12 protein-coding genes are annotated in these 13,956 nt (G+C 74.5%); 3 read left to right on the forward strand and 9 right to left on the reverse strand.

Going from position 1 to position 13,956, the window contains the following annotated elements; genetic code table 11:
- The first annotated feature begins 322 nt into the window (after nt 1–322).
- Nucleotides 323–1,432, forward strand: coding sequence for a DUF2690 domain-containing protein (locus ACFU7Y_RS25575; protein WP_380769774.1), 1,110 nt, complete (start codon nt 323–325; stop codon nt 1,430–1,432).
- A gap of 10 nt (nt 1,433–1,442) precedes the next feature.
- On the opposite strand, the gene ACFU7Y_RS25580 is transcribed toward ACFU7Y_RS25575, so the two are convergent.
- The 5 genes from ACFU7Y_RS25580 to ACFU7Y_RS25600 all read right to left on the reverse strand — a co-directional run bounded on the left by ACFU7Y_RS25580 (nt 1,443) and on the right by ACFU7Y_RS25600 (nt 8,498).
- A complete protein-coding gene (locus tag ACFU7Y_RS25580) occupies nt 1,443–2,597 on the reverse strand; it encodes a sigma-70 family RNA polymerase sigma factor (protein WP_374120034.1) in 1,155 nt (384 codons plus the stop codon).
- A 145-nt stretch (nt 2,598–2,742) separates the two neighbouring features.
- Nucleotides 2,743–4,650, reverse strand: coding sequence for a DNA primase (gene dnaG / locus ACFU7Y_RS25585; RefSeq protein WP_224282139.1), 1,908 nt, complete (start codon nt 4,648–4,650; stop codon nt 2,743–2,745).
- 101 nt (nt 4,651–4,751) lie between these two features.
- Nucleotides 4,752–6,062, reverse strand: coding sequence for a deoxyguanosinetriphosphate triphosphohydrolase (locus tag ACFU7Y_RS25590; RefSeq protein ID WP_380769775.1), 1,311 nt, complete (start codon nt 6,060–6,062; stop codon nt 4,752–4,754).
- A 273-nt stretch (nt 6,063–6,335) separates the two neighbouring features.
- Entirely contained in the window at nt 6,336–7,343 is a 1,008-nt protein-coding gene (locus ACFU7Y_RS25595) for an SGNH/GDSL hydrolase family protein (protein ID WP_380769776.1), read from the reverse strand.
- A 210-nt stretch (nt 7,344–7,553) separates the two neighbouring features.
- On the reverse strand, nt 7,554–8,498 hold the full coding sequence (locus ACFU7Y_RS25600; RefSeq protein WP_380769777.1) for a PAC2 family protein: 945 nt from the start codon (nt 8,496–8,498) through the stop codon (nt 7,554–7,556).
- Between the two features lie 708 nt (nt 8,499–9,206).
- Here ACFU7Y_RS25600 and ACFU7Y_RS25605 point away from each other — a divergent pair.
- On the forward strand, nt 9,207–9,941 hold the full coding sequence (locus tag ACFU7Y_RS25605) for a GNAT family N-acetyltransferase (protein ID WP_224282135.1): 735 nt from the start codon (nt 9,207–9,209) through the stop codon (nt 9,939–9,941).
- Between the two features lie 13 nt (nt 9,942–9,954).
- Here ACFU7Y_RS25605 and ACFU7Y_RS25610 read toward each other — a convergent pair whose 3' ends face one another.
- A complete protein-coding gene (locus tag ACFU7Y_RS25610; protein ID WP_380769778.1) occupies nt 9,955–11,223 on the reverse strand; it encodes an ADP-ribosylglycohydrolase family protein in 1,269 nt (422 codons plus the stop codon).
- Nucleotides 11,224–11,333: 110 nt separating this feature from the next.
- Here ACFU7Y_RS25610 and ACFU7Y_RS25615 point away from each other — a divergent pair, with 110 nt between their 5' ends.
- Complete coding sequence (locus tag ACFU7Y_RS25615) at nt 11,334–12,329, forward strand: hypothetical protein (protein WP_224282134.1); 996 nt, start codon at nt 11,334–11,336, stop codon at nt 12,327–12,329.
- A gap of 82 nt (nt 12,330–12,411) precedes the next feature.
- On the opposite strand, the gene ACFU7Y_RS25620 is transcribed toward ACFU7Y_RS25615, so the two are convergent.
- The 3 genes from ACFU7Y_RS25620 to ACFU7Y_RS25630 form a co-directional block, all read right to left on the reverse strand.
- Complete coding sequence (locus tag ACFU7Y_RS25620; RefSeq protein ID WP_224282133.1) at nt 12,412–12,735, reverse strand: transcriptional regulator; 324 nt, start codon at nt 12,733–12,735, stop codon at nt 12,412–12,414.
- A complete protein-coding gene (locus tag ACFU7Y_RS25625; RefSeq protein ID WP_380769779.1) occupies nt 12,735–13,211 on the reverse strand; it encodes a hypothetical protein in 477 nt (158 codons plus the stop codon). Before ACFU7Y_RS25625 ends, ACFU7Y_RS25620 begins: the two co-directional genes overlap by 1 nt.
- A 138-nt stretch (nt 13,212–13,349) precedes the next feature.
- Nucleotides 13,350–13,856, reverse strand: a complete 507-nt coding sequence (locus ACFU7Y_RS25630) for a ribonuclease (protein WP_224282913.1) — start codon at nt 13,854–13,856, stop codon at nt 13,350–13,352.
- Between the last annotated feature and the right edge of the window lie 100 nt (nt 13,857–13,956).

A 13,956-nucleotide genomic window follows, 5' to 3' on the forward strand; every position in this document is an offset into this window, starting at 1 on the left:
GGGGCAGCCTCCCCCCGCGAGGCTGCCCCGGTCCGGTGGGGGAACCGGGATCGGGTGCGGACCGACGACGGGTGGTCGATCGGTGCCCGAACGGTTCCCCGGCGGGTGCACCGCACCGGCCAGAGAACTCTGCACGATGACCACGTGAATGTTCGAGCGGTTCCGGGGGTTGTGAGACACTTCCGTCCGTCTCAGCGCCGTGACCTGGGGTTTGGGACGCCAGACCGATCGGGTTGGAGAAGCGCAGACGCCGAACGGCCCGGGCCGGGACCCTGCCGCTCACCCGTTCCCCGTCCCCGTTTCTCGAGTTTGGAGCGCCGCATTGGGTTCCGCCTGGAAGCAGCTGCCCGAGGAGTTGCCCGAGCCCGCCAGGCGCCTGGCGGAGGAGCTCCGGGACATCAAGGACACCGCCGGACTGTCGCTGTCCGAGCTGGCCGCCCGGACGCACTACAGCCGGGCCTCCTGGGAGCGCTGGCTCAACGGCAAACGGGTCGTCACCGAGCAGGCGGTGGAAGCCCTGGTCGGGGCGGTCGCGTGCGACGGGGCCGCGCTGCGGGCGCTGTGGCGGCACGCGGTGGCGGGGCCGGAGGCCGTGGGCACGGGCACGGGCGAGGCCGTGAAGGGACCGGCCGTCGCCGAGGAGCCCTCGGCCCCCGAGGAGCCTGCCGTCCGGGCCGAGACCGCCCAGGAGCCGGCCGCCGGCGAGGCGCTGGTGACCGGGCAGGAGCCCGAGCCCGCCCCCGTCGTCTGGTGGCGGCGCCCCGCGGCGCTGGTCTCCGCTGCGGCCGTGCTGGCGCTGCTGCTGGTCCTGGTGGGCCTGCGGATCGGCCGGCACGGCGGGCAGGCCTCGGCGGCCGCCGAACCCGTCGCCACAGCCGGCGTCTCCGCCGGTGCGAAGCCCGGCCCGACCTCCCCGGCCTGCCAGGCCGTCGGCTGCGCGCACAAGGACCCGAAGACCACCGGCTGCGGCAAGGACGCCCGGACCCTGCAGACCCAGGTGATCGGCAAGGTGGTCGTCTACCTCCGGTACAGCCAGACCTGCCGGGCCGCCTGGGCGGCCATCACCGAGGGCCAGCCGAAGGACTACGCGACGATCACCGACAGCACCGGCGACAGCGAGACGGCGCTCATCCACTGGGGCTACGACAACTACTCGCCGATGCTGAACGCGGCGGACCCGACCGTCACCTTCCAGGTCTGCGGCTACCAGTCGGCCGGCCACGACTGCACCGCGGCGGTCTCCGACCTGGCCATGGTGGTGGCCTCCACCCCGATCCCGATCGGACCCGCCTCGCCCCCGCCCGGCACCGGCGCGGGGGCACCGACGACCCCGGCCCCGGCCACCCCGGCCACGCCGGCCACCCCGGCACCGACCGACCCGGCGGCCCCCGCCGACCAGCCCACGCCGGCCGGGTCGGCCGGTCCGTCCTAGCCACCGACCGCTAGTCGAGGTAGCCGCGCAGCTGCTCGGCGTACGCGTGGTCGCGGAGCTTGACCAGGGTCTTCGACTCGATCTGGCGGATCCGCTCCCGCGTCACGCCGAACACCGCGCCGATCTCCTCCAGCGTGCGCGGGCGGCCGTCGTCCAGTCCGTAGCGGAGCTGGACGACCTGGCGCTCCCGCTCCCCCAGGGTGGCCAGGACGGCCTCCAGGTGCTGGCGCAGCAGCAGGAAGGTCGCGGACTCGGCGGGCGAGGCGGCGTCGGCGTCCTCGATCAGGTCCCCGAGCGCGACGTCGTCCTCCTCGCCGACCGGGGTGTGCAGCGAGATCGGCTCCTGGGCCAGCCGGAGCAGCTCGCGCACCCGCTCCTCGGTCAGCTCCAGGGCGGCCGCGATCTCGGCCGCCGTCGGTTCCAGGCCGCGCTCCTGGAGCAGGGCGCGCTTCGCCCGGACCACCCGGTTGATCAGCTCGACCACGTGCACCGGCACCCGGATCGTCCGGGCCTGGTCGGCCAGCGCCCGGCTCATCGACTGCCGGATCCACCAGGTCGCGTACGTGGAGAACTTGAAACCCCGGGTGTAGTCGAACTTCTCCACCGCCCGGATCAGGCCCAGATTGCCCTCCTGGACCAGGTCCAGCAGGGTCAGCCCGCGGCCGACGTAGCGCTTGGCGACGGAGACCACCAGCCGCAGGTTCGCCTCGATCAGCCGGCGCTTGGCGATCCGGCCCCGCACCACCAGGGTGTCCAGCTCGCCGGCCAGCGGGTCGGGCGGCGGCGGGTCGCCGTCGAGCCGCTCCTCGGCGAAGATGCCGGCCTCCACCCGGCGGGCCAGCTCGACCTCCTCCTCGGCGGTGAGCAGGCGGATCCGGCCGATCTCGCGCAGGTACTGGCGCAGCAGGTCGGCGGCCGGCCCGGTGTCGTCGGCGGGCCCGCGGCGCTCGTCCGGGTCCTCGGCCCCGGCCTGTGCTTCCGACCCGGGCTCGGGGTCCGGGCTGTCCGGGTGGCCCTCCGGCAGGCCCTGGGCGGGGACCCGGGCACCGCCCGGGGGCGCCGCCCCGGCCCGGCCGTGGTGGGTCTCCTGTTCCCCGGCCGGTCCGGCGGGGTTCGCTCTCGTACTGGTGGTGGTCGCTGCGACGAGGCCTTGCTCCACGGGCATCCCCTCGGGGCGGGCGCGACTCTGGCGGACCCGCGCTGTACGGAGGTGGGACGCCCTCCAGTGTGCGGTACGCCACGCTCCGTGGCCGAGACTCGTGCGCCGACTTTCTGTGCCCAGCTCCTGCCGACGGGTACCCGGCGGGGCGTTACAGCGCCGCCGCGCCCCGGCTGCGCAGCTGCTGCCCGTACTGCTGGAGCTGCCACAGCTCGGTCTGCACCGCGTGCAGCTGCTCGGCCTCGGCCCGGGGGCCGAGCCGCTGGAGGTAGCCGCGGACCTCGGTGATCCGCCGGTCCACCGCGAGCAGGCGCAGCTTGACCAGGAACTCCCCCGCGTAGATCGCGTCCGCCTTGCGGCGCGAGCGCACCGGCTCGACGGTCAGCTCGGTGACCAGCGAGCGCACCTGGTCGTCCGGGGCCGCCTCGCGCACCGCACTGGTGAAGTCGGGCAGGCCCGCCCCGTACGCGGCGCCGCCGGCCTTGGCGATGGCCTGCCGGACGGCGGTGTACGGCGGGGTCGGGAACTCGTCCTCGCCGTAGTGGTCGAAGGCCGGGCTGACCAGGTCCGGGTGCTGGAGCGCCAGCTTGAGCAGCTCCCGTTCGACGAACTGGGCCGGGTCGCGCGGGTTGAGCCGGAAGGCGGGCTGCGCGGGGCGCTGCGGCTGGACCGGCTCGGGGCGGCGCTGGGCGGCCGCGCCGCGCGGGTTCTGCTGGCGCTCGCGGTCCCAGCGGGCCAGCTGCGAGATCCGGCGGACGACGAACTGCTCGTCCAGGATGCCGAGCATGCCGGCCAGGCGGACGGCGTACTCGTGCTGGATCGAGCGGTCCTTGATCCTGGCGACGATCGGGGCCGCCTCCTCCAGCGCCGCCGAACGCCCCTCCGGGGTGTCCACCCGGTGCCGGGCCACCACCGAGTTCAGCGCGAACTCGAACAGCGGGACCGGGTTGTCGATCAGGTGCTTGACGGCCTCGTCGCCCTGGGCCAGGCGCAGCTCGCACGGGTCCATGCCGCCCGGGCTGACCGCGATGGAGGTCTTGGCGGCGAACTTCTGGTCGTCCTCGAAGGCGCGCAGGGCGGCCTTCTGGCCGGCCGCGTCGCCGTCGAAGGTGAAGACGGTCTCGCCCCGGTACTGCGAGGTGTCCATCAGCAGCCGGCGGATGATCTTGATGTGGTCCTCGGCGAAGGCGGTGCCGCAGGTGGCCACCGCCGAGGTGACCCCGGCCAGGTGGCAGGCCATCACGTCGGTGTAGCCCTCGACCACCACCGCGCGGCCCGACTTGGCGATCTCCTTCTTCGCCAGGTCGATGCCGTACAGCACGTGGGACTTCTTGTAGATCGGCGTCTCGGGGGTGTTGAGGTACTTCGGGCCGTTGTCGTCCTCGCGCAGACGGCGGGCGCCGAAGCCGACCACCTCGCCGGCGATGTCCCGGATCGGCCAGACCAGCCGGCCCCGGAAGCGGTCGATCAGGCCGCCGCGCTGGCCCTGCGAGGCGAGACCGCCCTGGAGGATCTCCTTGTCGGTGAAGCCCTTGCCGCGCAGGTAGCGGACCAGGTGCTCCCACCCGGCCGGGGCGTAGCCGACGCCGAAGGCCTTGGCGGCCTCCTCGTCGAAGCCTCGCTCGGCCAGGAAGCGGCGGCCGATCTCCGCCTCCGGCGAGGCCAGCTGCTCCTGGTAGTAGGCGGCGGCCACCTTGTGCGCCTCGACCAGCCGGGTGCGCTCGCCCTGCTGGTGGCGGGGGCTGTAGCCGCCCTCCTCGTAGCGCAGGGTGATGCCGGCCTGGGCGGCCATCCGCTCGACGGCCTCGGCGAAGGTGAAGTGCTCGATCTTCATCAGGAAGGCGATGGTGTCGCCGTTCTCCTGGCAGCCGAAGCAGTGGAAGACGCCCTTGGCGGGGTTCACGTAGAAGGAGGCGGACTTCTCGTCGTGGAAGGGACAGACGCCCTTGTACTCGCCGCCGCCACCGTTGGTCAGCTGTACGTAGTCGCCGACCACCGCGTCGATCGGCAGTGCACTGCGCACCGCCTGTACGTCTTCGTCCCTGATCCGCCCGGCCACCCCGGAAGTCTACTGGGGCGGCCGGGCTTTCCGGCGGCGCAGGGGGACGGCCCCGGCGGGCCGGGGGGCGCCGCGTTCACCGCCGCCTCCCCCTCCCCCGCTCACGCCCAGGCGGCGCCGACGAGTCTGGCGTGCAGGGCCAGGGCCGAGGCGTCCGTCAGGGTGGCGATCTGGTCGATGACCGTGCGCAGGGCGGCACGGTCGTCCTCGGCCTCGCGGTACATGGCGGCGAACACCGGGTCCAGCCCTTCGGGGGCACGCTGGGTGAGGACGTACGCCAGCTCGGCGATCACGATCCGCTGGCGGGCCCGCAGCTGGGCCTGCTCCTCGCGCTGCATCACGTAGCGGACGGCGACCGCCTTGAGCACCGCGCACTCCAGCCGGACGTCCCTGGGCACCACCAGCTCGGCGGCGTAGCGGGTGAGCCGGCCGGGGCCGTAGCGGGTGCGGGTGGCCTGCTCGGCGGCCAGGCAGAAGCGGCCGATCAGCTGGCTGGTGAGGTCCTTGAGCCCGGCCCGGGCGCGGGCGGTGCCGTCGTAGGAGCGGGGCCACCACTCCTGGGCGAGCAGCCGGTCCAGGGCGGCGGACAGCTCCTGCGGCCCGGCGTCCGGGGCGTAGCGCTCGGCGGCCTTGAAGAGCTCGGTGCGCTCTCCGGGGGCGCGCAGGGCGGCCGGGTCGATGTGGCCGGCCTGGAGGCCGTCCTCGACGTCGTGGGTGGAGTAGGCCACGTCGTCGGACCAGTCCATCACGGTGGCCTCGAAGCACTTGCGCCCGGCCGGGGAGCCGGCTCGCAGCCAGCGGAAGACCGGCAGGTCGTCGGCGTAGACGCCGTACTTGGGCGAGGCCGGGTCGGCGGGGTGGGCGCCCTTGGTCCACGGGTACTTGGTGGCGGCGTCGAGGGCGGCCCGGCTCAGGTTGAGACCGACGCTGCGGCCCGGCCAGGGGGCGAGCCGCGCGGCGGGCTGCTCCTCCTGGGGCGCGAAGCGCTTGGGTTCGAGCCGGGTCAGGATGCGCAGCGACTGGGCGTTGCCCTCGAAGCCGCCGCAGGCCTCGGCTGCCTGGTCGAGGGCCTCCTCACCGGTGTGGCCGAACGGCGGGTGGCCGATGTCGTGGGCCAGGCAGCCGGCCTCCACGAGGTCCGGGTCGCAGCCCAGGGCGGCACCCAACTCCCGCCCGACCTGGGCGCATTCGAGGGAGTGGGTGAGCCGGGTGCGCGGGAAGTCGCTGCGCATCGGGGCGACGACCTGGGTGGTGCCGGCCAGCCGGCGCAGCGCGGCCGAGTGCAGCACCCGGGCACGGTCGCGCTGGAAGGCCGTGCGGCCCGGGCGCTTGTCGGGTTCGGGCACCCAGCGGGCCTCGGCGGCGCGGTCGTACGGGATCGGGGCGGCGAAGCTGTGCGTGGTGTCGTCCATCCACTTCCTTGTGTAGTCGGCCAGGCGCGTGGAGTGACACATACTCGGTGGCCCGTCCTCGGACAGCGGTCGGGGCTTGACCGCCATGAGGCTCTCGAAGCCGAGTGGGAAGCCGCTCCGCATTCGCGGAGAGGCGCAGTCACATGCCCCTCACGGTACGCCGCCCCTCTGACTCGGAGGGCGTGCCGCGCACGACGGACAGAGTGCGGACCCGTAGATCCATAACCGTGTGCCGCCGACCGGACCGGGTCGGCGACACGGTCAGCGCCGACCTCAGCCCTTGATCGCCTTCAGCACCACGCCGGACGCCGCCTCCTGCCCCTTGGCGTTGGGGTGGATCGGCGCCAGCCCCTGGGCCGGGAACGGCGGCTCCACCCAGCGCTTGTCCTCCCCCGCGCACATGTCGTGCCCGGCCGAGGGCCCGGCGAGGTCCACGAAGACCGCGCCCGCCGCCTCCGCGCGCTTCTTGAGCATGCCGTTGAGCTGCTGCTCCTTCTCCACCAGGAAGCTCAGGTCGGAGGCGGCCACGGCGTCGCCGAGCACCGGCAGGCAGACCGCCGGGTCGGCCGGGAGCAGCCCCGGGTACCCGATCACGTACACCTTGGCCTTCGGGGAGCGCTTCCTGACGTCCTGGAGCACCTGGCCGAGCCGGTCCCCGGCCGCGTCCACCTTGCGCTGGACCTCGTCGGTGCCGTTGCCGCCGGCGTAGTGGTCACGGCAGGGCGAGTTGCTGATCCGGTCCGCGCTGTCGGCGATCACGCCCTTGAGGATGTCCACCAGGTTGGCCTTGGCGCACTCGGTCACGACCTCCATGAAGCCCGCGTCGTTGCCTCCGATGCCCAGGGTGACCAGCCGGGTGTCCGCGGTCAGCGCGTCCAGCTGGGCCGGGTTGGTGCCGTCGGAGACCTTCTGCGGGCCGGTCAGGTCCGGGGTGCGGGCGCCGCTGCAACTGACGTCCCTGAACTGCCCGGCGGCGAGCGAGAGCCCCTTCGCCACCAGGGCCGGGTAGTTGGCCCCGGAGCGGTAGCAGCCGCCCGGCTCGCCGACCTGCGGGGGGATCTTCATCCCGGCGGTGTACGAGTCGCCGAGCGCGACGTACGGGCCGGTGGGTGGTGGGGCGGGCGTCGGTGACGAGGTCGCACCGGCCTGCGCGCGGGCGGGCGTCGCGCCCGCGACGCCGTTCCCCTGGCCGTCCGAACCGGCGTCGTCGGTGCAGCCGGCCAGCAGCACTGCGGCCAGTGCGACGGTCAGGGCGATGGTCGGGCGTGCGGTCCTCGACATGGGCTCCCCCCGGGGATGCGGGTCATGGTCGGCTCCTCACGGCGGCCCGTCCCCCGGGCGCCGCAGGGCCAACGAACGACCGTGGCCGATGACTCCCGGCCCTGCCCGAATGGCCTCCGGCGGGCCCGAACCGGCCGGAATCCGACCCCCGGCCCGTCCGGTCGGCCGCTTCCGCCCGTCCGGTCGGCCGCTCCGCCCGCCCTGTTCCGGCTACTCCGCGCCGCGTTCGTGCTCGGCCAGGAACTGCTCGAAGCGCCGCCCCAGTTCGTCCGCCGAGGGCAGGTCCACCGGCTCGGCCAGCAGGCTCTCCCGGCCCTCCGCGCCCGCCACGGCGTCGTACTGGCCCTCCATGCCGCGGATCGCCGAGCGCAACTCGCCGTCCCCCTGGGTCAGCTGCTCCTCGATGTCGGCGTAGACCTCGGAGACCTGCTCGCGCAGCCGGGTGCCGGGCAGCACCAGCCCGGTGGCGGACTGCACCGCCTCCAGGATCTGCACGGCCGCCGCCGGGTAGGCGGAGCGGGCCACGTAGTGCGGGACGTGCACGGCGAAGCCCAGGACGTCGTGCCCGGCCTCGGCCAGGCGGTACTCCACCAGCGCCTGGGCGCTGCCCGGGACCTGCGCCTGCTCGAACCACTGCGGGTAGCCCGGGGCGAGGTCCAGCCGGTTGCCGTGCGGCGTCAGGCCGACCGGGCGGGTGTGCGGCACGCCCATCGGGATGCCGTGGAAGTCGATCGAGAGCCGGACCTCGAAGCGCTCCACCAGCTCGCGGACGGCGCGCGCGAAGCGCTCCCACTCGACGTCCGGCTCGGGGCCGGTGAGCAGCAGGAACGGCGCGCCGGCGGCGTCGTGGACGAGCTGGAGCAGGATCTCCGGCGGGTTGTAGGACGTCCAGTGGTCGTGGTCGAAGACCATCGCCGGGCGGCGGGCCCGGTAGTCCACCAGACGGTCGTGGTCGAAGCGGGCCACCACCTGCGGCGATCCCGTCTCCAGCAGGTGGGCCACCACCTGACCGCCGGCCTCGCCGGCGTCCATGAAGCCCTCGAAGTGCTGGAGCAGCACGAGGCCGGCACCGGTGTCGCGCAACTGCTCGTTGGCCGCGGCCACGGCGGCCACGCCCTGCTGATCCAGCTCGTACAGCGCCTGGAAGTCACGCACCGCGCACCCAACCCCGTTCTCTGCTCGTCCCGGTCGACCGGCTCCTCGTCGTGTCCAGCGTGCCGGGCGCCGCCGGAATTCCCGTCCCGGCCCCCGTCCTGCGGACGACCCGTCCGCGGCCCGCCCCGGGGCCCGTCCCGCGGCTCTCCGGGGGACGCGCCCGACGGCCTCGGCGCACCGCTCCGGACCATGATCGCACCCGAAGGAAGAGCCCCTGGTCACAGCCCTGGGAGGGGCCCGTCCGGAGGGTCCGGGAACGGCCCGCGCGGCCATTCGCGTGCCGCGAAGTGACGCACCGCCTTCTGGCGGGTATCGTCCTCTCGCTGCCTCGCATCGTCGCGTCGTCGTCACGTCGTCCGTAACGCCGTCGGCCACGTCCCGGTCCGGTGCTCGGCCAGCCACCCACGACGCATCTTGCCTTCACCTGGCCGCCTGCTTCCCTTCGCGCTCTCGTTCCCTCTTCGGCCATTTCGCGGACGCACACTGTCCCCTCGCTCTTCCCGCCGGACCGGTCCGAGGACCCGTGCCCGTTCCGGCACCCCGCGCCGCCCGTTCCGGGCCGCCGCCCCCACCCCGTTCGACCGGACCTCCGGCGTGCGCGGGTACCCGGCGGACGGACCCGGGGCCCAGGCGTACCCAGTCCCGCGCACCCCGTGCCGCACCCCGGCCCGGGAGGCACCCTCCGACCGATGAAGGACCGAAGGTTCCGTGCCCGTACCTGTCATCCTCACCGGCCGCACCGTGCGGCTGGAGCCCCTCGCCGCGCACCATGCCGAGGCCATCGCCGAGGCCGGTGCCGAGGACCGTACGACCTACGCCTTCACCCCCGTCCCGCACGGCCTGGAAGCCGCCCGCGACTACGTCGCGCGGGCGCTCGCCGACCAGGCCGCGGGCCGGTCGCTGCCGTTCGCGACGGTGAACCTCGCCGACGGCCGGGTGGTCGGCTCCACCCGGTTCCTGGAACTCGACTACTGGCAGGGCCCGCTGGTGTGGCCGCCCGTGCCCGGGGTGCCGTTCGGCGATCCGGCCACGGCCGTCCCGGACGCGGCCGAGATCGGCAACACCTGGCTCTCGCCGCGCGCCCAGGGCACCGGCATCAACACCGAGGCCAAGCTGCTGATGCTGCGCCACGCCTTCGAGACCTGGGGCGTCCAGCGGATCTCGCTGCGCGCGGACGCCCGCAACCTGCGCTCGCGCACCGCCATCGAGCGGCTCGGCGCGACCTCCGAGGGCGTCCGCCGGGCGCACTCGCGCGGGCTGGACGGGGTGGTGCGCTCCACCGCGTTCTACTCGATCCTCGACGACGAGTGGCCGGCCGTCCGGGACATCATCGAGCTGCGGATCGCCGCCGCCACCTCGCCGAGCGCCCCGGATCCGGCGATCAACCAGGAGTGCCTTAGACAGGGCGGCAGCGGCGCCGGGCAGCTGATGATCACGGCGTGACCGGGAGCCGGGGCTACGGCCGGCCGTAGCCCCGGGCCGCGAGGCCGAGGACGAGTGTGAGGGACTCCGGGTCAGGGGCGCCCTTGTACCGGTCGGGGTGCTGCTCGACCAGCGCGGACACCGGCCGCCAGCCCCCGCCCTTCACCGGGGCGACCCGGACGCTCCAGACCTCGAAGCCGGTCCGGCTGCGGTGCAGGTGCAGCACGCCCTCGGACGTGTACGACTCCCACCGCTGCTCCGTCTCCCGAGAGCGCAGCCCCGCCCGGATGCGCCGCCACTGCTCCTCCGTCCACACGAGGTCCGGCACCGGGCAGGGGCGGGGCAGCACCATGGGCTTCAGACAGCCGCGCTTCCCGTCCGGGGCGGGCCTGGCGCCACCGGGCGCGTGCGGCAACCAGTCGGGCAGCGGTTCCCGGGCGGCGAGCCAGTCGGCCGGGATGCCCTGGGTGCCGGTGTGGGCGGCGACCACTCCCCCGGTGATCGCGGCGACGGTGTCCATGTCGCCGCCGGGCGCGATCGCCTCCCAGGCCGCGGCCCGGTAGTCGGGCAACCGGCGGGCGGCGCACCACAGGGCGTACGGGACGGTGTCGGCGGCCGAGGTCCGGCTCCCGTTGCCGAGCACCTTGGCGGCGACCAGCGGATCGGGTTCGGCGAGCAGGCCGATCGCCTCGGTCAGGCCGTCGTGGACGGCCCCGCGCGGGGTGAGGGCGGCCACCGCCGCCAGGAAGGTGTGCGGCGTCGTGGCCTCGGTCCGTGCCCGGACCGCGTACGCGGCCGCCACCGCGACCGCGATCGCGCCGTCCACCGCCTGCGGATGGGTGTGGGTGATCACCGCGGTGTCGACGGCCGGGCGGACCACGGCGGCCGGGTCCTCGGCGTACGCCGCCCCCAGCGGGGCGACCCGCATCGCGGCGCCGTTGCCGTACGAGCCCTGGCCGTCGAAGACCTCGGCGGCCAGCCGCTTGGCGTCGCCGCCCTCCCGGACGAGCCGGAGCAGCCGGTTGGCGGCCGGACCGTAGCCGCGGTCGAAGTCGTGGCGGCGGGCGAAGGCGTGGGTGAGGTCGAAGGTGTCGATCGCGCCGCGCTCGGTGTGGGCGGTGTAGACCGAGCAGGCCATCTCGGTGTCGTCGGTCCAGGGCCAGGGGCCGGGCGGTTCGGTGCGGGCGGCGAGGTGGGCCCTGGCGGTCTTCGGGACGAAGAACTGTGCACCGAGGGCGTCGCCCACGGAGAGTCCGTTGAGCGCGTCCAGCGCGGGGCCGGCGTGCGGAGGTGGTGTGGTCATATGGCCCCAGCTCAGCGGCTGGACCGCCGGTCCGTCAACACCTGCGAGCGCCAACCCCACCGACGGGGGATGTTTCGCATACCTCCGATCCCGGCGGGCAGCACCGGGGCATGACCCGCGCGAATCCCCTCGACCCGGTCGCCCTGCTCGGCGCCGACCAGCAGCACATCGCCACCCGGGCGCAGCTGCGCCGGCTCGGGGTGCCCTCCGGCACCATCGCCCACCGGCTGCGGCCGGGCGGGCCCTGGCAGCAGGTGTTGCCCCGGGTGATCTGCCTCCAGAGCGGGCGGCTGACGATCCATCAGAAACTGCGGGCCGCCCTGGCGTACGCCACGCCGAAGGGACGTGAGCCGCGGGCCGGCGAGGTGCTGCTGACCGGCCTCTCGGTGCTGGCCGAGGCCGGACTGCCGAGCGCCGGGCACCCGTCCGACCAGAACTCGGTCGACATTCTGATTCCGAGTCAACGGCGGGTCTGCGACCGGGAGTTCGTCCGGATCCACCGGTCATCGGGGGCGATGCCGGGCGGCTTCGAGCGGAACGACGGGCTGTGGAGCACCACGGTCGCCCGGGCGCTGGCGGACCTCGCGCCGAAGGAGACGGGGCAGCGCCGGTTCCGGGCGCTGTGCGCGGAGGCCGTTCAGCGGCGGCATTGCGAACTCGGCGAACTTCTCGACCAGTTGCTGTCCCGCCCGGGTGCGCTCGGGCTGCCCCAGGTGGCCAGGGTGGTGGAGGACCTGACGGTCGGGGTGCGGTCGGTGGTGGAGGGCGAGGCCCGCGAACTGCTGGCGCATGCAGGGCTGCCGGAGCCGCTGTGGAACCCGGTGCTCTTCCTGGACGGCCGCTTCCTCGCCGTCCCGGACGCCTACTGGCCGCACGCCTGCGTGGCCCTGGAGATCGACTCCCGCGCCTGGCACCTGCGCCCGGCCGAGCACGAACGGGGCCTGGCCCGCGCCAACCGCCTCACCGCCGCCGGCCTCCCGGTGGTCCGCACCACCCCGGCCCAGCTCCGCCGCGACCCGGCCCCGGTGCTCCACGAGCTGACCGCCCTGGTCACCACCGGCCCGCACCCGCCGCACCCCCGGATCACCTGGCGGCGGGCGCGGTGATTCAACCGGCCTGGGGGAGTACCTTCGTGCGTCGACCACACCTTCGCGCGGGCGCCACCTCGACCCACGACGCCGGGCCCGATCAGCCCGTGGTGGTGGAGTGTTGGGAACCTGCAGCCTCGGCCGCCGCCACCATCCGCTGGAACTCGGCGAGTTGGGCGGCGAGGGCGGTCCGGCCGGCGCGGGTGGCGGCGAGCCAGGTGCGGGGGCGCTTGCCGACGTAGCCCTTCTTGACGGTCAGGTAGCCACCCTCCTCCAGGGCGGCCGCGGCCTTGCTGAGGACGGAGTCGGAGACCTCGCAGTGGTCGCGGACGGCGCCGAACTCGGCCTCGTAGCAGGCGGCGAGGAAGGCGAGGACGGTCAGCCGGGTGGGGTGCTGGAGCAGCGGGTCCAGGGCGGGGGGCATCAGCCGGCCGCCCTGCGCAGCCGCTCGACGCGGCGGTTGAGGCCGCGCCCGGCGAGCAGGAACGCCACCGCGCCGGCGACCGCACCGGCCTGCGCGGCCCAGGCGCCGCCGGCGCCCGCCCAGATGGCGAGGCCCGTGCCGGCGAGCAGGGCCGCGGTGACGGCGAGGACGGCCAGCAGGACGGGAACGATCAGGGCGGGCTGCGCCTGCTTCGGCATGACGCCGCCGCTGCGCACGCCGGCCCAGCCAATGGCCCCGGAGGTCAGGCCCCAGACGCCGCCCAGCACGCCGGTGAACCATGCGTGCCCGGTCGCGATCGCCACGCCGACACCCGCGCCGAACAGGACCATCCCGGCGGCGACCGTCGGCCCGTACCAGCGGGGCAGTCGACTCGGCCGCCCGGCGGCGGCCCTGGCCCGCTCGGCGAGGCGCAGCGCCTCGGCGGCGGGGAGCGGTGCGGAAACGGAGTCGGCCATGGAATCCCCCTCGATGGTGATGGCAACTCAAGAATGACATCTACTTTCCAAGTTGGAAAGTACTTTCCGGAGTGGAGATACGAAACGGCCCGCGCCCGGGAGGGCGGGGCCGTGAGGCGGAGGCTGCGGGCCGCCGTGTCAGCAGCGGGGGTCGATCTCCTGGAAGGTGGCGTAGTGGTCCGCGGACCAGTACTGCTCGCCGGAACCGCCGGTGACGACCCGTCGGGTGCCGCGGTCGTTGGAGCCCGGGGTGACCACGGTGAACTCGTGGTAGTAGCCGTCCGCCTTCTTCGGCAGCCGGCTCTCGCGGTTCTCGAAGACGATGCCGTCCCGGTTGTACGGGTACGGCCCGTTCTTGGCGATCAGGGCGAGGGTGTCCTGCGCCTGGCTGGGGAGCTTGGTGCGGCAGACGTCGGCCAGCGCGGGGTCGGCGGGCACCCAGGTGCTGCCGCCGCCACCGGGCGGCGGGGTGGGCTTGGGCGCGGAGGGCTTGGGGGCCGAGGTGCCCGCGGCGGTGGCGGTGGAGGTCGCGGCGGCCTCGGGGTGGCTGCCGCCGCCCTTGCCGGCGAGGAGGTAGCCGACTCCGGCCAGGACCGCCAGGATCAGGACGGCCACGACGACGAGCGGGCTCTTGCGTCTGGTCATGCGTTCCAGCTTGGCAGGCGCGGGCCCCGCGCCCGACCAGGTACACGCGTGGCAGAGGCCACACGAACGTACGGCCGGGCGGGAACGGACGCCGTTGTCC

The sequence above is a fragment of the Kitasatospora sp. NPDC057542 genome (assembly GCF_042801945.1).
Classification (GTDB): Bacteria; Actinomycetota; Actinomycetes; order Streptomycetales; family Streptomycetaceae; genus Kitasatospora.

Coding starts and splice junctions, on each gene's coding strand:
- ACFU7Y_RS25620 (WP_224282133.1), bottom strand. CDS start 12,735: ATGCCCCCCGCCCTGGACCCGCTGCTCCAGCACCCCACCCGGCTGACC.
- ACFU7Y_RS25590 (WP_380769775.1), bottom strand. CDS start 6,062: ATGGACGACACCACGCACAGCTTCGCCGCCCCGATCCCGTACGACCGC.
- ACFU7Y_RS25580 (WP_374120034.1), bottom strand. CDS start 2,597: ATGCCCGTGGAGCAAGGCCTCGTCGCAGCGACCACCACCAGTACGAGA.
- ACFU7Y_RS25610 (WP_380769778.1), bottom strand. CDS start 11,223: ATGACCACACCACCTCCGCACGCCGGCCCCGCGCTGGACGCGCTCAAC.
- ACFU7Y_RS25625 (WP_380769779.1), bottom strand. CDS start 13,211: ATGGCCGACTCCGTTTCCGCACCGCTCCCCGCCGCCGAGGCGCTGCGC.
- ACFU7Y_RS25630 (WP_224282913.1), bottom strand. CDS start 13,856: ATGACCAGACGCAAGAGCCCGCTCGTCGTCGTGGCCGTCCTGATCCTG.
- ACFU7Y_RS25595 (WP_380769776.1), bottom strand. CDS start 7,343: ATGTCGAGGACCGCACGCCCGACCATCGCCCTGACCGTCGCACTGGCC.
- ACFU7Y_RS25615 (WP_224282134.1), top strand. CDS start 11,334: ATGACCCGCGCGAATCCCCTCGACCCGGTCGCCCTGCTCGGCGCCGAC.